13 protein-coding genes are annotated in these 23,780 nt (G+C 49.5%); 2 read left to right on the forward strand and 11 right to left on the reverse strand.

The genetic code is table 11. The annotated features are described in order from the left end of the window. Positions 1-5: 5 nt before the first annotated feature. From OEV42_01535 to OEV42_01550, 4 genes are all read right to left on the reverse strand, one after another. Positions 6-2,861 (reverse strand): transporter substrate-binding domain-containing protein, encoded by a 2,856-nt coding sequence (locus OEV42_01535; GenBank protein MDH3972936.1) that lies wholly within the window; start codon positions 2,859-2,861, stop codon positions 6-8. Between the two features lie 133 nt (positions 2,862-2,994). Next, on the reverse strand, positions 2,995-5,166 hold the full coding sequence (locus OEV42_01540) for an ATP-binding protein (protein MDH3972937.1): 2,172 nt from the start codon (positions 5,164-5,166) through the stop codon (positions 2,995-2,997). Continuing rightward, entirely contained in the window at positions 5,163-11,144 is a 5,982-nt protein-coding gene (locus tag OEV42_01545; GenBank protein MDH3972938.1) for a transporter substrate-binding protein, read from the reverse strand. The genes OEV42_01540 and OEV42_01545 overlap by 4 nt, the downstream gene beginning before the upstream one ends. A gap of 79 nt (positions 11,145-11,223) precedes the next feature. Then, positions 11,224-14,010: a transporter substrate-binding domain-containing protein gene (locus OEV42_01550; GenBank protein MDH3972939.1), complete on the reverse strand. Its 2,787-nt coding sequence runs from the start codon at positions 14,008-14,010 to the stop codon at positions 11,224-11,226. A gap of 147 nt (positions 14,011-14,157) precedes the next feature. On the opposite strand from OEV42_01550, the gene OEV42_01555 reads away from it, so the two are divergent. Then, positions 14,158-14,331 carry a hypothetical protein gene (locus OEV42_01555; protein ID MDH3972940.1) on the forward strand — a complete coding sequence of 58 codons (174 nt, stop codon included), beginning with the start codon at positions 14,158-14,160 and terminating at the stop codon, positions 14,329-14,331. Between the two features lie 350 nt (positions 14,332-14,681). Here OEV42_01555 and OEV42_01560 read toward each other — a convergent pair whose 3' ends face one another. From OEV42_01560 to OEV42_01580, 5 genes are all read right to left on the reverse strand, one after another. Next, positions 14,682-15,056 (reverse strand): response regulator, encoded by a 375-nt coding sequence (locus OEV42_01560; GenBank protein ID MDH3972941.1) that lies wholly within the window; start codon positions 15,054-15,056, stop codon positions 14,682-14,684. Position 15,057: 1 nt separating this feature from the next. After that, positions 15,058-16,227: a response regulator gene (locus tag OEV42_01565; protein MDH3972942.1), complete on the reverse strand. Its 1,170-nt coding sequence runs from the start codon at positions 16,225-16,227 to the stop codon at positions 15,058-15,060. A gap of 178 nt (positions 16,228-16,405) precedes the next feature. Next, positions 16,406-16,630, reverse strand: coding sequence for a hypothetical protein (locus tag OEV42_01570; protein ID MDH3972943.1), 225 nt, complete (start codon positions 16,628-16,630; stop codon positions 16,406-16,408). Positions 16,631-16,635: 5 nt separating this feature from the next. Beyond that, positions 16,636-16,896 (reverse strand): response regulator, encoded by a 261-nt coding sequence (locus OEV42_01575; protein MDH3972944.1) that lies wholly within the window; start codon positions 16,894-16,896, stop codon positions 16,636-16,638. A gap of 552 nt (positions 16,897-17,448) precedes the next feature. After that, positions 17,449-19,308 carry an ATP-binding protein gene (locus OEV42_01580; GenBank protein ID MDH3972945.1) on the reverse strand — a complete coding sequence of 620 codons (1,860 nt, stop codon included), beginning with the start codon at positions 19,306-19,308 and terminating at the stop codon, positions 17,449-17,451. 123 nt (positions 19,309-19,431) lie between these two features. Between OEV42_01580 and OEV42_01585 the strand changes: the two genes are divergently transcribed. Then, a complete protein-coding gene (locus OEV42_01585; GenBank protein MDH3972946.1) occupies positions 19,432-19,584 on the forward strand; it encodes a hypothetical protein in 153 nt (50 codons plus the stop codon). A gap of 484 nt (positions 19,585-20,068) precedes the next feature. On the opposite strand, the gene OEV42_01590 is transcribed toward OEV42_01585, so the two are convergent. Next, a complete protein-coding gene (locus tag OEV42_01590; protein MDH3972947.1) occupies positions 20,069-21,028 on the reverse strand; it encodes an ABC transporter substrate-binding protein in 960 nt (319 codons plus the stop codon). 227 nt (positions 21,029-21,255) lie between these two features. After that, on the reverse strand, positions 21,256-23,766 hold the full coding sequence (locus OEV42_01595) for an ATP-binding protein (protein ID MDH3972948.1): 2,511 nt from the start codon (positions 23,764-23,766) through the stop codon (positions 21,256-21,258). Between the last annotated feature and the right edge of the window lie 14 nt (positions 23,767-23,780).

The raw sequence follows: 23,780 nt of genomic DNA on the forward strand, positions 1-23,780 counted from the left end.
ATCAATTACTGTCTCCCTTTGAGCAGTTCCAGTATTCGTTCGAAGCGAAATTCCCCGAGCAGCAGTTGCAGCCCACTGGCGATCTCAGGGTGCTCACTGCGAATTCCTTCGATTAATTCACCGGTGGCCGAAATATCCAGTCTGTGAGCAGAGGCCCTCAAAGCCTGTCTCCGTTCAGACGACAGGTCCACCATCATCCCGGCAGTAAGCATATTTGCAGTTTTGGACAATGCCCTTGTTCTTTCTTCTTCATAAGTATAGCGCACACCCAACTGATGTGCCATAGTATCAAAGATTTCATGGGATTTGTACGGCTTGAGCACCACATCATCGCAGCCTGCTTCTATAATTCTCTTGCGCTGCTCCTTCAAGGCGCTGGCAGTAATGGCAACGATCTTCACCCTGTCACCGCCGGGAAGGGAGCGGATTTTTGCTGTGGCCTTATAGCCATCCATCACGGGCATGCGCATGTCCATGCAAATGAAGTGGGGCTGCCATTGTTCAAATAGACCGATAGCCTCCTCACCGTTTTCTGCCTCCTTTATAAGGAATCCCGCCTCAAGCAGCAGGCTGCTTAACAATATCCGGCTGTCCCTGTTGTCTTCAACAACCAGGATGCGCCACTGAGGCTGGCCTTTTTCAATTCCCAGCACAGCCGGCTTGTTCGCATATATGCCGGCAAACTCCGAGTCCTTAGCCAGGGTAACAGGCAACTCGACATGAAACAGCGAACCCTGACCGGGTGTACTGGTGACAATGATCTCTCCACCCAACAGTTCAATGAAAGATTTGCTAATGGCCAATCCCAGCCCACTGCCCTTGAGATCCTTTCGGGCGGGCCCAACCTGAACAAAGGGGTCGAAAATTCGTTCCCGTTGCTCCGGCGCTATGCCTATCCCGCTGTCTTCCACCTCGATCTGCAGTGTAACAGTTAAAGGATCCTCTGCTGTAGACAGTGTACGGGCGCGCAAGGCAACCCCACCTTTCAATGTAAATGTTACCGCATTGCCAAGCAGGTTGATAAGTACCTGACGGAGTTTGACGACGTCCGTTTTTACGTGTTTGACCAGCGCCGCGTCGAGTTCCAGATTAAAGTACAATCCTGCATTCTCGGCGCGCAGATCAAACATGTGTCCCATATCCTTAAGCATGAGCGGCAGATCGAAAGCCACTCTTTCCAACTCCACATGGCCCGCCTCTATTTTTGAGAGGTCCAGCACATCATTGATCATGTTTAACAGGTGCTCACCGCTGCGATTGATAATACCGACTTTCTCTCTTTGACAGGCATTCGTTTGGCGGTCACGGCCCAGCATTTCTGAAAAACCGAGAATGGCATTGAGCGGAGTGCGTAACTCATGAGATATGTTGGCAAGAAAGAGGCTTTTGGCCCGGTTGGCAGTTTCAGCGGCTTCCTTGGCTAAAAGAAGCTCTTGCTCCACTGCTTTCTGTTCGGAAATATCCAGCGCTGCAAGAACAAGCCCCGTTACTTTACCCTCTTCGTCAAATAGAGGAACCTTTCGGCTAAAGTAAGTATGTATCTTTCCATCAGGATAGGGAATCTCTTCCTGTTGCAGACTTTCCCTTCCTGTGGCCATGATTTTTTCATCGAAATCCCTGATAGACTCAGCGACAGAAGAAGGAAAAATTTCGGCGTCCACTTTTCCCAGGGCTTGCTCCCGTTTAACACCCGTCGCTTGCTCAAAGTTGGTATTGACGAGAAGATAGCGTCCCTTACGGTCTTTTAGCACCAACACAACGGGAACGGTATCTACCACCAGTTGCAAACGCCTCTCGCTTTGCTGAAGCGCTATTTCCGTCCTTTTGCGGGCCGCCACCTCCCGGCGAAGACGCCAGTTCCAGTAGCCAAAGGCCAGCAGCAGCAAAACAGCCCCGGCAAGCACCTGCCACAACAGGGAATAGTCGAATCCATTTTTATATTCCAGGGCCACCCATTTTTGGGCGATGGCCAGCCGCTCCTCCTCAGATATGGTGTCCAGCGCTTTTTGAAGAATACCGACGAGCAAAGGCTGGCTCTTGACTACGCCAAAGCCCATGCCCTCTGTCTCAATACCGGTGGGAGCGGCAATTTTCAGGTTGGTAAGACCGTGCTTGCGAATATAGAAGGCAGAAGTGGCCATGCTGTTTACCGATGCCTCCACTTGCCCCGTCATGACCGCTTGCAGGGAATCAAAGACCGTTTCATAGGGCGCCAGTTTAAGCGAGGGATAATCACGCGCCAGGATTTCCTGCGTCACATATCCTTTGGGTACGGCAACACGCTTGCCGGTGAGGTCCGCAAGTCCGCCGATAAAAGGATAGTCCTCTTGTGTAACAATTACCCAGGGGTAATTAACATAGGGTTCGGTAAAGTACAGGTATTCGCTTCGTTCCGGTGAAGGGGTGAGCAGGGTAAGACCATGGGCTTCACCCGCTTTTGCACGTTCCAGCGCTTCACTCCAGGAAGCGATTTGGGGCAGTACTTCAATTGCTGTACCGAGACGATGGCCGATGAGGTCAAGGTAATCCGCAGCAATACCCACGTAGCGGCCCCGCTCATCGATCCATTCGTAAGGCGCAAAGGAGGGATCATAGGAAAGACGGATGACGGGGTTGCTCTGCAGCCAGGCCCGCTCTTCCGTCGTCAAATCGATCCCTGTCGATTGGAGCGCCGGCACGGCAGTCTTTTCTTTGGGAATTTGCGCTGAACCGGCAAAGGCAGGGAGTATAATGAGGAGAAGAAATAACAAGGAAGAAAGATGCCTTGCCGGGCTCCCGATTAAAGACATGCGGGCCATCCTGTCTTTAATCATGGGAGGCAGGTATCTGCCGCTGCAGTTGATAATATTTTTATATTCCACTTTCAATTAGTATCCCTTCCACCGAATGAAGGATTTGGGCTTACTTATATTATGAAGGACTCATAGATTGAGCACCATAAAAAAATGCGCCCGCCGGGGATTAAAACAAGAGAGATGGTTTTATGACGGCCATTCAATGTTTTCCTCCCAGCAGTTCCAGTATTTTTTCGAAACGAAACTCCCTGGCCAGCAATTGCAGGCCCCTGGCGATCTCGGGGTGCTTGTTGCCAATCTCTTTAATCGCGCCATCGGTAGCCGGGATATCAAGCTTGAGCGCAGCCTCCCTCAAAAGCTCTCTCAGATCAGGCGGCAGGTCCGTCAACATGTCCGAAGTGAGGGTAATTTCCTCTTCATCGGCTTTCACTTCCTTTTCTTCTTCATAAGTGTAACTTACATCCAGATACCGCTCCAGAGCATGAAAAATCTCACGCCTTTTGAAGGGCTTTGTGACAACTGCATTGCAACCTGAATCAAGAATTCTCTTGTGCTGTTCCCTTAAGGCGCTGGCAGTGATGGCGACAATTTTCACCTTATTACCCTTCGGCAAGGAGCGGATTTTTGCCGTTGCCTCATAGCCGTCCATGACAGGCAAACGCATGTCCATCCAGATAAAATGAGGCTCCCACTGCTGGAAAAGGTCAACAGCCTCCTTACCATTTACCGCTTCCCTGATTTCAAAGCCTGCCTCTTTAAGCAAGCTGCTCAGCAGGAGCCGGTTTTCCATATTATCTTCAACGACCAGGATGCGCCAGGAGGGCTGTCCCGGTTCCAGTCCCAGTACCTCACGTGGGGCGGCCTTAACACTCATTGCCTCAACGGCTTCTGCCTGGGCCACCGGCAGTTCAACAGAAAATAGCGTCCCTTTACCGGGCCTGCTCTCAACACTGATTTCACCACCCATAAGCTCAACGAAAGACTTTGTAATAACGAGACCCAGCCCGCTGCTCTTTGAACCGTTCTGGTCCTCTTTTGCCTGGAAAAAGGGTTCGAAAATACGATCCACATACTCGGGCGAAATGCCCGGTCCGCTGTCTTCCACTTTCAGTTGGAGTATGGTCATGCCGGGCTCACCTTCTACAGGCATCGTTCGGGCATGCAATGAAAAACCGCCTTCCCTGCTATACTTTAGGGCATTGCCCAGCAGGTTGATAATAATCTGGCGCAGCTTGCCCACATCGGTCTTGACGTAGCGGGACAGAGCCTGATGAAGCGACAGTTCAAAAGCGAGGCCGGCCTTCTCGGCGCGTACCTCAAACATTTGCCCGATATCCTTCAGCATGAGTGGCAGGTTGAAGGACTCAGGCTCCACCTCTACGTGACCGGCCTCTATTCTGGAAAGGTCCAGCACATCGTTGATCATATTTAACAGGTGATCACTGCTGCGATTAATGATGGCTATCTTTTCTTTCTGTTCTTTGGAAGTATAACGATCATATCCCAGCATTTCGGCGAAACCGATGATTGCGTTCAATGGCGTGCGCAACTCATGGGACATATTAGCGAGGAAGCTGCTCTTTATGCGATTGGCCGTTTCAGCCGCCTCTTTGGCCTCTTTCAATTCATTTTCCGCCTCTTTGCGCTCGGTAATATCCTGAACGGTTCCACTCATGTAAGTCGCTTTTCTTTCCTCATTCCAAACAACCTTTCCCATCTCGTGGACGGTGCGAACACTTCCGTCGGGCCGCAACACCCGGTATTCTACTGAATAGTGTTCATGGGGATCATTCATCGCTTTTTCTACCGCTTCGGCAACCCTGGCGCGGTCATGGGGATGGACAGATTGAAGAAAAGCCTCATAGGTAGCGCCGAATTGTTGCGGCTGCAAACCGAATATACGATAGATCTCATCGGACCAGAGCAGTACATCGGTAACGATATTCCACTCCCAGTTACCGCAGTGGGCCATCTTCTGCGATCTTGTAAATGTTTCAATCTCACTTTTCTGCGTTTCCAGTTCCTCGCCCAACTGCGGCAACCACTTTCTGAGCAAGAGAAAGACGATAATGACGGCCGCAATAACATTGACCATTTTAGGGATAAAGACATATTGCGGCTGGACGAGAAATTCATATATGTACTCAGGAAAAAGCCCTACACGCGCTGTGTACCAACCACCGAAATAGAGGCTCTCAAAAATAGTACGAATGGCGTCGATAAAGAGCACCCACAGCAGAAATCTCATGGCAGTGCTCCTGTGCCGCCAGTCACGGATCGCACGAAGATAGAGCAAGAGGACCATGCCCCACAGGATGACAAGCGACCAGTAAGTGATGGGTGTAAGCCAGACAAAGATATTCTCATTCATAAGGATTCCCCTTTTTTCAACAGCTCCAGGATTTTTTCAAAGCTGAACTTACCGGCCAGTTGCTGAAGTCCGTCAGCAATCTTCGGATGCTTATGGGCGATACGTTTGATCGCTTCATCGGTAGCCGAAATATCCAGCTTGTGTGCCGCCTCCTGCAAGGCCTGCCTTAGTTCAGCAGGCAGGGCTGCCATCATCTCTCCGGTGAGAACGATTGCCGGCTCAGCCACCACCGCTGCCTTCCCCTCTTCATAAGAATAGCGCAGTCCCAGCTGTTCAGCCATAGTCTCAAATATTTTATGCCTCTGGATGGGTTTATTTACTACTTCATCGCAACCTGCATCCAGAATTATTTTTCGCTGTTCCTTTAAGGCACTGGCAGTAATGGCAACGATTTTCACCTTGTCACCTCCGGGCAGAGAGCGGATACCTGCCGTCGCCTCATAGCCGTCCATGACAGGCATGCGCATATCCATCCAGATGAAATGAGGCTCCCATTTTTTAAATAATTTAACAGCCTCTTTGCCGTTTTCCGCCTCCTTTACCTTAAATCCCGTCTGGAGCAGCAGGCTGCATAAAAGGAGCCGGTTATCATAATTATCTTCAACAACCAGGATACGCCATGGAGGCTGTCCCGGCGCCAGTCCCAGTACGGCCGGTTTTTCCCTTTCCTTTTCAGCAGCCTCTGCGGCCTCGGCCAGAGTAACAGGCATCTGGACAATAAACCTGGAACCCTCGCCGGGTTGGCTTGTGACGCTGATCTCTCCCCCCATCACTTCAACGAAGGACCTGGTAATGGCCAGCCCCAGTCCGCTTCCCTTGACAGACGATGGGGAAGGTCCTGCCTGGACAAAGGGTTCGAAGATACGTTCCTGTTCCTCGGGCGCAATACCCGGACCGCTGTCCTCTACTTCCATTTGCAGGGTAGCCTTTTTGGCATCATCTGCTGCAGGCATGGTGCGGACACGAAGTGAAACTTCACCTTCAGCCGTAAAGGCTACCGCATTGCCGAGGAGGTTAATAAGGATTTGACGCACTTTACCGCTGTCCGTTTTAACGTATCGTGCCAATAGGGGATCGAGGGTCAGCCGGAAGCGCAGTCCGGCACTTTCGGCGCGAATCTCCATCATTTGTCCAATATCATTCAGCATGAGCGGCAGATCAATTACTTCGCTTTCCACTTCAATTCTTCCCGCTTCGATTTTGGAGAGGTCAAGCACATCATTAATCATGTTGAGCAAGTGCTCTCCGCTGCGGTTGATAATGGAGAGCTTTTCCTTCTCATTGGCAGTGGCCTCGCTTTCACGGACCAGCATTTCCGAAAAGCCGAGAATGGCGTTGAGCGGTGTGCGCAGTTCATGGGACATATTGGCCAGGAAGACAGACTTGGCCTGATTGGCTGATTCGGCTGCTTTTTTGGCTTGTTTAAGTTCCTTCTCTACCTGCTCACGTTCAGTTATTTCGGCACGCAATTTGATGGTACGGTCTTCTACTAATTCTTCGAGATGGTCACGATATCGCGCCAGTTCATCTTCCGTCTGCTTTCGCTCGCTAATGTCCTCAATGACGCCGACAACACCTGCAATTTTCTCTTCAGCATCTATTAGAGGAAAATAGCTTTCTCTTGTCCACCCTTCTTTCCCCCCGGACAAGGTATATTTTAGTTCTATATTACGAGAGACATCTCCTTGCATTGCTTTTTTTATTGCTTCCTCAATTAGACCCTTTAAAAATGGATATTCTTCCCAGGGTATTTTTCCCAAAACATCTTCCCTTTGGGTATGTGATATTTCTTCGAGCGTTCTATTAAAATGGGTGTATTTAAATTCGGAGTTTAATACAAGGACCCCTTCTTCCATCGATTCGAAAACATTAGCAAGTAATTGCTGGTTTTCCCGCAGTGCCTCTTCAGTCCGTTTGCGGACAACCGTCTCCCAGGCCAGGTCCGCCAGTTGTTGTACCAACTTGAGATCATGCTCATCATAATCGCTTTTCTTGTTTCCAGTCCCAAGAATGGCCACGATCTTCTTTCCCCGAAAAACAGGAACGACAAGCTCGCGAATGACCGGCGCATGCCCCTCAGGCAACCCCCGCTTATGAGGCAAACTGTCATAGTCGTTGTGAATGACAGGCCTGCGCTTCAGCACGCAGTCAACCCATACACCGGCTTCAGAAATGGGATAATGTTGACCTTCGCCTTCTGCCGTACACATATTCTCAAGAGTGTTTGTGGACCAGGTCTGTAGCAATATGGTTTCCTGGTCATCGGCCAGAAAATGATAAAAACCGATGTTACTTCCCGTCAGTTCTTCCACTTCATCAAGAAACTTTCGAAGCAATTCTATGACTGAATGAGTTGAGGCATACTCAATAAGCCGCAATTGAGCAGCCTGCACTTTATCCTCGCGTATGCGTTCCGTTATGTCTCTGAAAGTCCCTTCCAGGGCAACGGGTTCATTTTCCTCGTTGTAAATGAGATGGATATTGCATTCAGTAACAATAACCACCCCATCCTTTTGTTTGAAGTTTAAGTTGTAAGCTTTAACAGTGCCTTCTTCTATTAGGCGGCTCTTTATTTTTTTACGTTCTTCAGGTTCGGCGTAAATATCCCTGGCAACATTCATTCCTTTAAGCTCGGTAATATCGTCATAGTTCAACATTTTTACGGCAGCGGGATTGACTTCGAGAATAGTCCCTTCCATATCGGCCAGCATATAGCCGTCTTCCATTGTCTCAAAGATTCGACGATACTTCTCTTCACTTTCACGGAGCGCCGCTTCCGCCATAATTTTCCTGGTTATATCCGTCGACACTCCCGTCAGTCCCTCTATATTGCCGTCAGCATCATAGAGCGGTTCCAGGATTGTATCGAAATATGACGGTTTATCACCGGTAGTAAATGGTACAATTTGCTCTGTCCCTTTCCCGCTATGGAGTACTTCCTGCTTCAATTTCATCAACGATTCGGCATCTTCCGCCGGAATGAGTTCAAAATCAGTTTTTCCAAGCACATTTTCCGGCGTAAAATCGGCGGCGGGATTATAAACCCATGTATATTTCAAGTCCATATCCTGAGTGAAAACGGTAATATTTGAATTACGGAGGGACAACCTGAAGCGCTCTTCACTTTTTTGCAGCTCCCACCCTGAAATTTTTCGTTCCAGCACAGCGGCTGCCCGTACGGCGACGATCTGTAATATAGTTTCCACCAATGTTCGATTTTCCAGGGGGCCGCATCCCATGACGGCAATTAAGCCGATGGGTTGATTTTTTGAATCCCAGAGCGGGATTCCTGCGTAGCTCTCTGCCTTCATTTTATGAAGGATTTCATCGAGGGGGAATAATGTTTTAATGTCTCTGCCATAATAGCAGAGCTTTTTTCCGAAAACATTTTCACATGGCGTGTGTTTCAGTTCATATTCAATATTGGTCGTTAATTTTCCATGAGCATACAAGGCGATAGTCTGCGCCACTTGAGGATTTTTTAAGGTATCGACAAAGGCATATTCCACATTGAGGGTTTTCGAAAGATATTCCACCAGTGATTCGAGAAAAACCTCACGCCCTTCTTCCCACCCTTTTTGGGCAACAAAGTACAAGGTGTCTTCAATGAGTTTTCGTTCTGTTCTGTTTTCTACAACGGCAAGGACTCTATCAACCTCACCTTTTTCATTATAGAGAGGCGTTGCATAATAATGCTGAAGCTCATTGTTAATATTTAAGTCAAAAGTAACAATCTCACCGGCAAAGGTTTTCTCATATTGCTCACGAAGAAAGGTTGCATGTTCGCCAAAAATATCCTCAAGCTTTAAGCCGATGAAATCCCCGGGATCCAGATTACGCTTGAAGAACTCCCGGCCAGATGTATAGCCGACAGTGAAATCTTTTTCTATAATGGAAAGGTAAGCGGGGTAATTTTCTGAAATGCTGCGGAGAAGTTTTTCACTATCCTGCAATGCCGTTTCCACCTTTTTACGGTCGCTAATGTCGGATTGTATGGATACATAAACTTCACCGTATTTCTTATGACTGAGGGTAGAAATGACAACGAAGCACCAAAAAGGGGAGCCATCTTTCCTGATGTTTAAAACCTCACCTCGCCAAAGACCGTCCTCTTTCAATGCATTCTCTATGTCCAGTGCTGTCTTAAGAGGATCTTCACTGGAAGGATCATTGATAATGGAGACATGTTTACCTATGATCTCATCGGCTTCATATCCGAAGATCTCCAAAAATTTTGGATTAGCGTAACGAATGGTAAGGTCCTCTTTACTAACAAGATAGACTCCTTCACCAATGTTTTTAATTATCTTGTCATAGAGGCGTAACTCATCCTCAACATCTTTGCGGTCCTTAATCTCCAATTCAAGTTCTTTTTCCACCAGCTTTTGCTCGGTAATGTCTGGAAACACCACAATCGCAGCGGTACGCTCTCCCTTATCGTTTAAAATGGGGGTCGCCTCGGCAAGGACCCAACGTTCCTCACCATCTGCACGGCGAATAATGAATTCGTCTCGCGAAGATTCACCGTGGAGAATCGCCCTGGCCAGTGGCAATTGGGCCGGGTCATAAGGGCTTCCATCACCATGATAGATCTTCCATTTATCGGAGTAATCCTCGATGGGGATGTCCATCAAGGAATCTCTCGAACCACCGGGAATGCCGAGGGCGGCTGAGTTTGCCATAATCAATCTTCCATCGGGCATGGCGGCGATGGCAATACCGGCAGGTGTTTTTTCCAGGGCGGCTTCAAGAAATGCCTGAGTTTTGGCAAGTTCCTCTTTGGCCATCTTCCTTTCAATGATCTCATCTTCGAGTGTGCTTGCATAATGGACTGATTGGGGAAACTGTCGAAGTACTTCCTTGATCATCGGTTTTGCCGCCGGGGGCAGTTCCTCGACACCGAACCAGGGTTTGGGCTCAATAGGCGCTTTACTTCGCCAAATGACATCGAACAAGCCGTCTTTCCGTGCACACCCGATGAGCGCCGGATTTTTCAAATGGTGGTTCTTTTCAATCCGGATCTCTCCGGCGGGACTCATGTAATGCTGTCCCGGCAGGCTCTTTATCAGGTCATGAGGGTTGAAGCTGCCCGTCGCTTCAACAGCGTTGCGCCATAACCAGACCTGGCTATAGGCCCTTACAATGGGGTCAGAGCTATGCCGGTCACTGCCCAATCGATGTTGATAACGCTTAATGAAGGCCCTGTTTTCCGGAGTATCCAGGGTTTGGAAATAGCTCCAGCAGGCGAAATGACCTTCACCCTCCGTTGCAATTGCCTGCTGTTCTCCCTCGGCAATGCTGAAGGACATGACCGGCACTTCTTCGGCTCCTATACCTGCTTTGTAAAGCTGACGGAAAAAGGCATAATTGCTGTCTCCATTGAGGGTATTAAAAATCACATGGGGCCGTAAGCTGCCGATTTCCTCTACCATAGACGAGAAATCCTGCCGGCCGAGGGGTACATATCGGTCAGCCAAAAGGGTGCCTCCGCTTTCTTCCACCATACCGGCGATAAACAGGTTGGCCGTACGGGGAAAGACGTAGTCCGAACCAATGAGCAGGCAGCGCCGCTTGCCCTTTTGCAACATCCAGTTCACTGCCGGTTCTATCTGCTGGTTGAGGCAGCTTCCCGTATAAACGATGTTTGGACTCTCCTCCAGCCCCTCGTACTGCACAGGATACCAGAGCAAGGCACCGGCGGCCTCTACCAGGGGCTTGACGGCCTTGCGTGAGGCAGAGGTCCAGCATCCGAAAAGGGTAGTTACCTTATCCTCTGAGAGAAGCTTTCTCGTCCGTTCTTCGAATACAAGCGGACGAGAGGCCCCATCTTCGATAATTGGTTTGACCTCATGTCCGAGCACACCGCCTTGCTCATTGATCTCGTCAATGGCCATGACGGCTGCATCGACGAGGGGTGACTCGCTTGCCGCCATAGTTCCCTGCAAGGAATGGAGAATGCCTACCTTAATTACTGCCATTTAGAATACCCTCTTTTTATCATATGTCCCTATGCGGTTATTTTGAGGAGTAAAAAAATCAACTGTCCCCCCCGGCTATTCACTGTTTTCCACCGAGCAGTTCCAGAATCCGGTCAAAACGAAACTCCTTTACAAGCGCCTGCAGCCCGCAGGCGATTCCGGGGCGCTTACGGCGGATGCGCTCGATCACTTGATCCATAGCTGAAATATCCAGCTTGTGCGCCGTATCTCTTAATATCTTCCTCAGATCAGAGGGCAACTCGGCCAACATGTGTGAAGTAAGGATGATTTCCCTTTCCTCCGCCTTGACTTCCTCTTCCTTTTCATAAGTATAGCGCACCCCCAACTGCTGCGCCATGGTATGGAAGATCTCACAAGCCTGGAAGGGCTTGTGCACTACCTCGTCACAACCTGCTTCCAGGATGACTTTACGCTGTTCATTGTAAGCGCTGGCAGTAATGGCAATGATCTTCACCTCGTCACCACCGGCCATGGATCGGATCTTTGCCGTCGCCTCATAGCCATCCATTACGGGCATACGCATGTCCATCCAGATTAAGTGGGGTCGCCACTGATCGAAGAGAGTGACAGCCTCTTCGCCATTTTCCGCCTCCTTTACCTGGAAACCTGCCTGGAGGAGCAGGCTGCCGAGAAGCAGCCGGTTGTCCCTGTTATCTTCAACAACCAGGATGCGCTGCTCAGGCTGTCCGGGTTCCAGTCCCGGCACGGCCGGTTGGACCGCATGTATACGGGCGGCCGCTGCCGCTTCCCCCAGGGCCACCGGCAATTCAACGCAAAAGAGTGAACCCTTGCCGGGCTTGCTGGTAACACTTATCTTACCGCCCATCAGTTCCACAAAGGATTTACTGATGGCCAGGCCCAGCCCACTGCCCTTGAGATCGGTTCCGGCCTTCCCTGCCTGAACAAAGGGTTCAAAGATACGTTCTATCTGCTCCGCATCGATACCCTGACCACTGTCCTCTACCTCAAGGCGCAACATGACCATGGCGCTGCTACCGGCAACAGGCAAAGTGCCGGCACGCAGCCATAGGCCACCTTTGCCGGCGTATGTGACGGCATTATCGAGCAGGTTGATAAGGATCTGACGCAGCTTGCCCATGTCGGCCTTGATGTATTGCGCCAACCCGGGATCAAGCTCCAGATTAAAGTGCAGTCCGGCGCTCCCGGCGCGCAGCGCCATCATTTGCCCTATATCCTTCAGCATGAGCGGCAGGTCGAATACCAATCGTTCCTGCTCCACATGACCCGCCTCTATTTTAGAAAGATCCAGCACATCATTGATCATATTCAACAAGTGTTCACCGCTGCGGTTGATGATAAATAGTTTATCCTTCTGGTCACCGCCGGCCTGGCATTCCCGCACCAGCATTTCAGAGAAACCGAGAATGGCGTTGAGGGGGGTACGGAGTTCGTGGGACATATTGGCCAGGAAAACACTCTTTGCCCGGTTGGCCGATTCCGCTTCGTTTTTTGCTTCCCGCAGTTGATTTTCCAGCTTCTTGAAGTGATCGATATCGACATGGGCGCCAACCAAACGGGTCGGATTGCCGCCGGCATCGCGGGCTACCACCTTGCCCCGATCGAGAATCCACTTGTAACGGCCATCCTTGCAACGCATCCGAAATTCGACGCTGTAAGGTTCATCACTGGCGTTAATATGCTCTTTTGTTTCGGCAAGTGTCCTTTTCAAATCATCGGGATGTATCATGTCCAGCCAGACGGTCTGACTGTCATTGGCGGAAAAATCTTCAGGTTTATAACCGAGCATATGAAAATAGGTGGGACTGCAATAGGTCTGGTCCGTCACAATGGCCCAATCCCGGATTCCATCCCTGGTGGCGTTAAAGACATAATCCAAACGCTCTTGTTGTGCCTTCAGTACCGCTTCCACCTGTCTTCGTTTGTTCACCTCTCCCGACAAACGGCGATTCCAGTAGAGAAATACAGACAACACAATGGCGGCAGCCAGCAGCGATTGCCACAACAGGGTGTAATCCACACCATGCTCATAGCGTATAGTCATCCAGCGGTTGATGATGGCCTCTCCTTCCTCTTTCTTTATAAAGTCGAGCGCCTTTTGCAGGATGCCCGCCAGGAGCGGCCAGTCACCACGAACGGCCATGGTCTGATTATTGGCATAGGGCGTCTCACCGACAACGTGCACCTCGTAAAGCCCGAGCTTATGGATGTAGTAGCCGGCGCTAAAAGCGTTGCCGATAAAAGCCTGTGCCTTGCCCCTTGTCAGCATCTTGAAAGCATCGGGGATAGTCTTTACGGGCACAAGATTAATTCCGGGATAGTCCCGCCTGAGCCACTCCTCAATTGCGTAGCCTGACATAACAGCGACGTCTTTGCCATGGAGGGCCCCGGGTTCGCCCATATAGGCAACTTCCCTTGAACTGTAAATGTGGATGGGCATGGAAACATAGGGTTCGGTAAAGAGGAAATAGTTCTCGCGCTCTGCTGTGCGCGCCAGGGACGCAAACATATCCAGTTCCCTGTTCTTTACAGCCTCCACCATCTCTTTCCAGCTTAATCCTCGAGGAATCTCGAATCGCACGCCAAGTAAATCTTCCAAACGATGGAGATAGTCCATGGACATTCCCTGCAGATTTCCCTCTTTATCAAGAAATTCCACAGGCGCCCAGTTGGGGTCAATGACCACCTTGATAACGGGATGTGCTTTGAGCCAGCCTCTTTCCTCCTCGGTAAGGTCAACCTGTGGAGCTTTGGAGAGATTAATTGAAACAGGTTCTGCGCCAAAGATATCTCCCGTCATCACGGGAATGAACAGTATCACCAGTGTGATTAACGAGATAATCCCCTTCACTTTTGATATCCTCAATAAGGGTTCCCCTTGATAAGTGATATGCCGGCCACCCCACCGCAAGCAGTGAAGAATAAATGCAAAAACCGGGAGGAATGCACCCCTCAGGCCTTCAATTTCCTTTACCTTGAGTCTCTTAATTTGTTGGAAGCCCCTTAGGGATTCATGGACAGGGCCGTTGCCGCCCCTATGACCGGTTCGGCAGGAATTAATATTGTCCCTCACCACCCATGGGATGTTCCCGGTAAACCTGAAAAGACAGAGGGCAACCCAAAGGGAGCACAGCGCCACCATAGCTTGATAAAAAGGGAAAAAAAACAGCAGGCCCGATACAGCTAAAAGAAATGTCCAATTCTGACGCCGAATCATTGAGGGAAAAACCCTTTTGAATTAAAGTTAGGGCTATTTTTCCTGCAAACCGCAAGTATAAAAGTATGCGGCCCATAGCGAGAAGGGGGGGGACTCTTCTGACTTCCCCCTTATTTAATAGTATATCATGTATTGCGGGAGGGGGAGAAAGAGGAAATCATTTTTATCTCTTGAGATAGTTACAACCTGGAATCTCTCCGCCTAAAAAAATGCCGAAGGTTCGGGAAAGCACAGGTTTAGCAGGAACATTTCATAAGTGAGCATTCTGTGAAATACAGGAGTTTGCATTGGAAACTATGGTCAAAGCGCCCTTTTCCTCTTTAATGAGCCATCTCTTTTTCGATAATTTCCATTAATCTTTTTATTGTAACCGGCTTTGCAACCAATTGATAAGCTCCCAATTCTTCAATACGCTTTATTGTTGCATCATCACCATATCCGGAGATAAAAATGATTTTTATCTTATTATCGATTTCAAGAATTTCCTTTGCCGCTTCAACGCCATCTATTCCGAGGCCAAGACAGATGTCCATGAGGATAAGATGGGGACCCTTTTCTTTTACAGCCTCTATCGCCTTTTCACCCGATTCTACCGGTTCAAAAACATGATAACCACTTTTTTCGAGGTTACTCTTATAGAGCATGGCAATCATTATTTCATCTTCAACAATCAGCACTTTATTCCCTTTGCCCATATCAAACCCTTATTTTATAATCTTTTTCCTTAAATGTAATTTCATAAGCCGTCCCCGCTGAACGGACGATTTCAATATTACCCTGCAACTGTTTTTCTACTATGGAAGATGCAATTTTAAGGCCATAAGAATCCACGTGCTTAAGGTCAAATCCCTGAGGCATGCCAATACCGTTATCAGCAATGGTAATTTTGATCATATCATCTTTCTCCCTGCTAACGGCAACACTGACGGATCCTGCCCTCCCCCCGGGAAAAGCGTACATTAATGCATTTGCCAGCAGTTCATTTATAACAAGTCCGCAGGGAATTGCCGAGTCAATATTCAAAGGGATCTCTGAAAGATCAAAATGAAAAGAAATATTATTATTAAGGGATGAATATCTCTCTTGCATATTAATGGAAAGCTCCCTGATAAACTGACCCAGCTCAATGAGAAAAAGGCTTTTCGACTTGTAAAGCATGTCATGAACAAGCGCCATGGACATGATCCTGCTTTCCGTCTTCTTAAGTATATTTGAAAGTATGTCATCGTCAATAAACTGCGATTGCAACTCCAGCATACCGCAGATCACCTGCATATTATTCTTCGTTCTATGAAAAACTTCTCTTAAAAGCGCATTTTTTTCACCCAAAGCATTGGTGACTTCTTCCTCTGCCTTTTTCCTCTCCTCTATTTCGGACTTGAGGGCCTCGTTTGTTTCAGTGAGAGCCTTCGTCCGGTCAGCAACTATCTGCTCCAGGTCTGCATTGGTTTTTTTCAACTGCTTTTGAAGAAAATGAATGGTAAGATGGGCATTTACCCGCGCCACAACCTCTTCCTGGTGAATCGGTTTTGGAATATAATCGACGGCTCCCACTTCAAAGCCCAGAAGCCTGTCTTTCAAATCCTCCAGGATGGTGACGAAGATGACAGGCACATGCCGGCTCCGCTCATCGGCTTTCAATACCCGGCAAACCTCGAAACCATTGCAGTCAGGCATGCGAATATCGAGGAGTATCAGGTCAGGCAGCTTCTGCTTTACAGCCTGAAGGGCAAGTTCCCCGTTGACGGCCCCCCTCACATGATACCCCTCTTCTCTCAACATATCGATAAGCGTATGAAGGTCGGAAGGTGTATCATCAACAACGATGATGTCAGCCTCTTCTTTCAGGCTATCGTTTTTTTCCACCTTCATCTCCTCTTATTTTTACTACTCTTTTCTCTTTCTGACTTTTCATACTCACCCTTACTGTAATATTGTAACAAATACATATCTCATAGAAAAGAAAAGGCTCAAAATTCTACCTGTCTCGATGAAAGGCAAAGAAACATTTTTATCCGGCAGCGCAGCGCTGCATAATCAGGGGCTAACTATTCCTGTCATTCATCATTTTATTAAGTCTCTCCAGCGCTTTTGTTCGCTCTTCCAGGGCTTCCTCCAGGGCTTTTATATCTTCCCGCATCCGGTGAAGGGTAACATGGGTCTTTACCTTTGCCGGGACTTCTTGAGCCTCTACCGGTTTGCTAATGTAATCAACACCTCCCGCTTTAAAAGCGTTAGCCTTGTCTTTCATATCTTCCAGGGCACTCACAAAAATCACCGGAATTTTTTTTTATCTCCTTTCAGGCGACGGTAAACTTCAAATCCATCCATTACGGGCATACGTATATCGAGAAGGATCAAATCGGGCAGGCATTGCGACGCCGCCTGAAGCGCAAGTTCCCCATTAACGGCCCCTCTCACATGACAACCTTCATTGCGCAATATGTTCATCACTGTCTGCAGGTTTTCAGGAACGTCGTCTACAACAAGAATTTCAGCCTCTTCTATCAAATGGGGTCGTTTTTTTGCAGCCAACTTTCAACCTCCTGTAATTCACTCCTATATTATGCAATAGAATCTGAAAAAGTATTCCCCACTTCCTAATGATTTCTCTCTTTTTTCAGCTTAATAGCCTCATTTTAACTTATTTACAAGCCCACTGCTTGCCGCAGGGTGGCAATTAGATTTCCCCCTTTAGCAAAGGGGGAACAAGGGGGATTTTCTAATTGGCAGACACTCAAATCCCCCCCTCGCCCCCTCTTTGAGCGCCCAGACCCTTTTTCCAATGAGTTCTTCCATTTTTCCGGTTTTCGTGAAGAGTGACTTTCGAGTAAAGATATAAAATCAGGCGCCTGTCGTGCTGAGTTCGTCGAATCGCTTATCCCATTTGAGCAGCAGCCTGAAAAGTTTAAACCTGGAAACCATGCCCGGCTGCATTGTCCGGTTAGGAAATTGTACTGCTGTTCCTCCCCTTTCAAGGGGGAGGTCAGGAGGGGGATGGGTTATTCTTTTTCATACCATTTCCATGTTAAGCCACCTCCACCCCAACCCTCTGCCCTCAAGGGTCTCCATGCCCCTTGAATCTGATTAATCATTATTTTCTCTCTCTCCCAGCAGCTCCAATATCCTCTCAAAATGAAACTCTTTCGCCAGCAACTGAAGCCCATCGGCGATCTCGGGGCGCTTACTTCGGATTTCTTTGATCACGTCATCGGTGGCTGAAATGTCAAGGTTATGTGCAGCCTCCCTCAAGGCCTGCCTTAGTTCATCAGGCAGCTCGGTCAACAGTTCCGAAGTCAGCGTAACTTCCGGCTCGCCCGGCTCTCTTTCCACCTCCTCTTCATAAATATATCGCACACCCAACTGCTTCTCCATTGCGTCAAAAATTTCGTGGCTCTTGAATGGCTTATAAACCATATCATCACAGCCCGTTTCAAGAATGTTCTCACGCTGCTCCTTGAAGGCGCTGGCAGTAATAGCAACAATCTTCACCTTATCGCCTTTCGGCATAGAGCGAATTTTTTCTATGGCTTCATAACCATCCATAACAGGCAAACGCATGTCCATCCAGATGAAATGTGGCTGCCACTGCTCAAAAAGGCTAATAGCCTCTTCTCCATTCCCGGCTTCCCTGATTTCAAAACCTGCCTGCTCCAGCAGACCGCTCAGTAACAATCGGTTTTCAATATTATCTTCAACAACCAGGATGCGCCACTCAGCTTGTCCCGGCGCCAGTCCTGATACGGCCGGTTTGACCACCTCTATGGCTCCTGTCTTTGCTGTATCCGCCAGTGCTACAGGCAGTTGGACACGAAATAGCGCCCCTTTACCGACCTTACTTTCTACGCTGATCTCGCCACCCATGAGTTCAATGAATGATCTGGTGATGGCCAGCCCCAGGCCGGAGCCACTGGTAGCCATCGGAGATTGACCGGCCTGGATGAAAGGCTCGAAGATATTTTGCAGTTGCTCTGATGGGATACCCGGCCCACTGTCTTGCACCTCCATTTGAAGAGTAACCCTGTCATTATCACCCCATATTGATTGCGTTCGGGCACAGAGGGAGAAGCCACCCTCCCTGGTAAACTTAACGGCGTTTCCCAGCAGGTTGATAAGGATTTGACGCAGTTTTCCTATGTCGGCCTTGATGTATCGGACCAATGCCGGATCGAGCTCCAATTGGAAGCGCAGTCCGGCAGACTTAGCCCGCACCCCGAATATGCGGCTGATTTCCTCCATCATTTGCGGCAGATCAAATGCCGACCTTTCAAGTTCCATACGTCCCGCCTCAATCTTTGAGAGGTCCAGAACGTCGTTGATCATGGACAGCAGATGCTCACCGCTTCGATTGATGACGGCAAGCTTCTCCTGTTGATCAGCGCTGGTGTCCCTATCTCTTCCCAACATCTCTGAGAAACCGAGAATAGCGTTGAGCGGAGTGCGCAGTTCGTGTGACATATTGGCCAGAAAGACGCTCTTGGCACGATTGGCGCTCTCGGCGTCGGTCTTGGCCAGTTCCAGCTCCAGTTCCGCGCTCCGCCGCCCGGTAAGATCGTTGAACACTAGCAGACTGCGATCAGACTGGAGTGCCATGTGGAGCTCGACAAAACGCACCTGGCCGTCCCGGCAAGAGACCTCAGCCGTAAGCGGTTCGATACGGTCCAGACCTTGGGCGTGCGCCTTCTCTATTGCTTCGGCCCAACGACGCTGCACCTCCTTCCTGTAATCCGGGTCAGGACAGACCCTTGGCCACAAGATAGCCATACTTGGAACCTCATAGACAGTATAACCAAAGAGTTCCGTAAACCTGCGGTTTATCGACATGACAGCGCTTTCCGGCAGCGGGCTGATGACCAGCATGGGCAAAGGCGATGTCTCCACCAGGCCCCGAAAGCGGGCCTCGCTTTCCAGCAGTGACCGGCGTTCAGTCATAATCTGTCTTCGCATCTCGTTTAGCACATCACCCAGGCGGGCTAACTCGCCCCTGCCCTGCAACCGGGAGCGGGCCTCCCAATCGCCCTTGCCGAGTCTTGAGGTAACCTCCTCCAGGTGCCTCAGCGGCCGGAATAATTGACGTTTCAGCAGGAAGCCCAAAAGCAGGCCGGCAAGAAAGAAGGTGAGCAGCCAACGCAAGAGGTTTTGAAGGCTGAACAGGTTCTGCCAGCTGGCGGCCTTGAGTTGTCCCATATCAACCTCGAGAAAAAGCAGGCCCCGGCGAAGTGAGCGCAGTTCATCCGGATCGGGCGGTAGAGAAATGGGAGCATAGCCCCGTACGGATTGCCGTTTTTGGCCGATTCCGATGACGGTGCGGTTACCATCGGTGGCCTTGCGGAAGAGCTCAGGATCAAAAAAGGGATTAGTCTCAGTCATGGACCGCCCCTGGTCGAGCAGATTGGTAGAAGCGAGAACTGTGCCCCTGTCATCAATCACAGCGAGCTGTCGAATCAGGACCTGCGTACCGCGCGCTGCGACTGAAAGCCGTAACTCCCTGATGCGTTCGGTCATGAGCAACTGTGAGTAATCCCGCGCCAGGGCATAGCACATTTCACGCACATAGATAGTCTGATTACGCTCAATGTCTTTTGTGCGAACTACGGCGTATTCGTAAAGGCGGTCAAGCAACAGCGCCAGAGCGAAAATGGAAACCGCCGCCAGGATCAGGTTCCTGCGCAACGGTCGCGTTTGCATCGGATCAGTCATGTAATTCTTAATTTTCGGGAAGCCAGCTATTGTCGAAAAAACCATCGACGGCCACGGGTTTTTGCAGCATGCCTTGCTTCAACATGAGGTCAACCAATTTCCGGGTCGAATGGGCAAGATCCGGCGACTCGCCTTTCAGCAGACGCCGGTTATCGTCCAGGCCGGGTATGTGCAATCCCTCATAGGCGGCAACGATGGCTTTGGCCGAGATACCTTCTCGTGCGGTCATCTTTTCTGCCGCTTCGAGGGGCCGGTCATTGATGTATTTAACGGCAGAAAAATGCCCATCAATAAGCTGTGCGAGCATATCACCATGTCGTTTAGAGACGTCGGAGCGGGTCACCAACACATCGACGATACGGTCCGGGATAAGTCTGCTGTCAAATAGTACCCTGGCGCCGGCGTTTAGCAGTTGGGTGCGTACGGGCTCAAAGGTAACGACAGCATCCACTTCACCTGTCTCGTAAGCGTGCTGATGCTGGTCAATAGTGAGGTGTACCAGGCTCACGTCGGAGATGGTAAGCCCGGCAGCCTCCAGTGCGCCGTGCAACAGCACAGCGCCGACGGCGCTGCTCTCAACACCCACCTTCTTGCCGCGCAAATCAGCCAGGCTTTTGATACCCGGCCGGCTGAGCAGCACATCGGCGCCTCGCGAAAAATCCATGACCAGCACCACCTTGATATCAAAGCCGTCCTCCTTGACCGACAGGGCCTCATCCAGGGTCAGCGCAGCGGCCTCGAGCATACCCGAACGCAGCGCCCTCTGTACTTCGGTTGCGTTGTTCATGGTCACCATACGAATTGGAAGGTCGTCGTAATAACCCATGGACTGGGCCAGATAGAGGGGCTCGTATCCAAGCCAAATGTTGGTACCTACCCGAAAGGGCTCGGGCGGCGAAGTGCAGACTGTTAATACCAGCAGCAGGGGGGCGAGCAATACCCACCTCAATCCACTATAACCTTTCATAGGCACCTCCCGTTCGATACAATTCCTGAGTATGTAAAAGAATTAAGTTCAACACACGTTTCCCCTACTATAAGTGTAACAAAGAAATTACGGCTGGCAAATCATCAAGCGCTTTCTTTTCTTGTAAACTCAATCACTTGCATTGATGAATAGTTCAAAATTCCGGGATGAAAAATTTTCATTTCAATACCCTGTACCCTGTCTTCTATTTACGAAAAAATAAAAACTCATTCTCTCTCACCCAGCAACTCCAGTACCTTCTCAAAACGGAATTCCTTCACCAGAAGCAACAGCCCCCTGGCAATCTCCGGTTGTTTGTTGCCTATACGCACGATCACGTCATTAACGGCTGAAATATCGAGGTTGTGAGCAGTCTCCTTTAATACCGACCTCAGTTCTTCAGGCAGGTCAGCCAAGATGTCTGAAGTGAGAGTTATTTCCGGCTCAGCCGCTTCTTTTTCCAGCTCCTCTTCATAAATATACCGCACACCTAACTGCTCTGCCATGGCATCGAAAATCTCGTGGCTCTTGAATGGCTTATAGACCACGTCGTCACAGCCTGTATCAAGAATATTCTTACGCTGTTCTTTAAAAGCACTCGCCGTGAGCGCCACGATCTTCACCTTATCACCTCCGGGCAAAGAGCGTATCTTTGATGTTGCCTGGTATCCATCCATGACAGGCATACGCATGTCCATCCAGATAAAGTGAGGCTGCCACTGTTCAAAGAGATGAACGGCCTCCTCACCATTCTCTGATGTCCTCAATTCAAAGCCCGCCTGTTCCAACAGGCTGCTCAGCAAGAGCCGGTTTTCAATGTTGTCTTCAACAACGAGGATACGCCACCTGTTCTGTCCGGGCTGCAGCCCTGATACGGCAGGTTTGACCGCCTCCATAACTCCCACCTCTGAGGCATCGGCCAGGGCCACCGGCAGCTTAACGCTAAACAGCGAACCTTCACCGGGCTTGCTCTCGACACTGATCTCACCTCCCATAAGCTCGACGAAGGACTTTGTAATGGCCAGCCCCAGCCCCGTGCCGTCGGCAGCTTCAGGAGATTTTCCGGCCTGAACGAAGGCTTCAAAAATATGTTCCTCTTGTTCCGGTGCAATACCCGGCCCGCTGTCCTCTACCTCCAATTGCAGGGTGACCATAGGGGGATCGTCGGCCATGGGCAGAGTGCGGGCACGCAGAACAACAACACCCTCTTTGGTGAACTTGACTGCATTGCCCAGCAGGTTGATGACAATCTGTCGCAGTTTGCCGGCGTCGGCCTTGATAAATTGGGGCAAATTCGGACTTTTTTCCAAATCAAAGCGCAGCCCGGCACTCTCAGCGCGCACCTCGAACATACGGCCCATATCCTCCAGCATACGGGGCAGGTCGAAAACTGATTCTTCCAACTCAACCCGCCCCGCCTCGATCTTGGAGAGGTCCAGCACGTCGTTGATCATGCTCAGCAGGTGTTCGCCACTACGGTTGATGATGGCGACCTTCTCCTGTACCGGCGCCGGGGTGTCACGGTCACGCCCGATCATCCCGGAGAAGCCGAGGATGGCGTTGAGTGGGGTACGTAGTTCGTGGGACATGTTGGCCAGGAAGAGACTCTTTGCCCGGTTGGCCGATTCCGAGGCTTCTTTGGCCTTTCGTAAAGATTCCTCAGCCTGCTTTCGTTCCGTAATGTCCCGAACAGCGGCGACTTTGCATCGTCGGTTTTTATAGGGTATTTGTTTAGTATGTATTTCAATGGGGAATTCCAGTCCATCTTTCCGTACGCCCTGTACTTCATAGGGTTCCTCATAACCCTCTAAAATGCGCCCGGTGGCAATCTCCCACGATTCGGCGGTCAACAGAATGCGTACGTCTTTCCCTATTAGTTCAGCCGGCTTATAGCCAAACAACAAAACTGCCGATTGATTGACTTCAATAATCAAATTCTGGTCGTAAATTAAAATGCCTTCAAAGGATGATTCCGAGAGGCCTCGAAAACGAGATTCACTTTTTTTAAGCTCTTTAGTGCGGTCATCGACGAGATCCTCCAAGTGCTCCCTGTATTTATCCAGTTCTTTTTTTGCCAGGTTTATCTGTGTAACACGAACTCTCTCATTGAGAAATAAATAGAGCATATACGCCACCATCATCGAAATTAAGAATCCGGCAACGAGAGAGATAGGGCCAACCAGGCTCTTACTATCAGAAATAAATGTATCCGATGGAGCAATAACCAACCGCCAGTTAGCATCATAAAAACTCAAATCCGTTTCATATTCCCATGAAGAGTTCTTTACATAACTGACGGGGTCCCTGCGATATATCACTTCATTGTTTTCAAATAGAGTGATGCTTAGATCTTTTGCAAGTTGTTTTCCCAACACCGTATCAAGTAATACCTTGACCTTAAAAGACCCACCAATAAACCCGCCAAAAGTATGATCGAAATAAATGGGGAAAAACACAATAAACGCTTTTCCTCCTTGCACCAGCTCAATAACAGGGGTGACTCTTGGAATTCCATCATCTCTAATGCTTAGCAAGGTATTGCGCCTCTTTGGTTCAAACCCCATATCCAGATTAATGGCTTTTTCATTTCCTTTTATGGGCCTGATCCAACGAAGAATAAGGTTGGGATCGACCCATCCCAAGGCTTGGTGTACCGGGTAGTCCTTCAAATGGAGCTGCATATCATGCACCCATTTTTCCTCATTAGGTTCTCCATCAAATCCCCATTGATGCCCCATTCTTCTTAAAGCTG

This window comes from Deltaproteobacteria bacterium (assembly GCA_029860075.1).
Taxonomy (GTDB): Bacteria; Desulfobacterota; JADFVX01; order JADFVX01; family JADFVX01; genus JAOUBX01.

Coding starts and splice junctions, on each gene's coding strand:
- OEV42_01540 (MDH3972937.1), bottom strand. CDS start 5,166: ATGAATGAGAATATCTTTGTCTGGCTTACACCCATCACTTACTGGTCG.
- OEV42_01545 (MDH3972938.1), bottom strand. CDS start 11,144: ATGGCAGTAATTAAGGTAGGCATTCTCCATTCCTTGCAGGGAACTATG.
- OEV42_01555 (MDH3972940.1), top strand. CDS start 14,158: ATGGACAGGGCCGTTGCCGCCCCTATGACCGGTTCGGCAGGAATTAAT.
- OEV42_01560 (MDH3972941.1), bottom strand. CDS start 15,056: ATGGGCAAAGGGAATAAAGTGCTGATTGTTGAAGATGAAATAATGATT.
- OEV42_01580 (MDH3972945.1), bottom strand. CDS start 19,308: ATGCGAAGACAGATTATGACTGAACGCCGGTCACTGCTGGAAAGCGAG.
- OEV42_01590 (MDH3972947.1), bottom strand. CDS start 21,028: ATGAAAGGTTATAGTGGATTGAGGTGGGTATTGCTCGCCCCCCTGCTG.
- OEV42_01595 (MDH3972948.1), bottom strand. CDS start 23,766: ATGGGGCATCAATGGGGATTTGATGGAGAACCTAATGAGGAAAAATGG.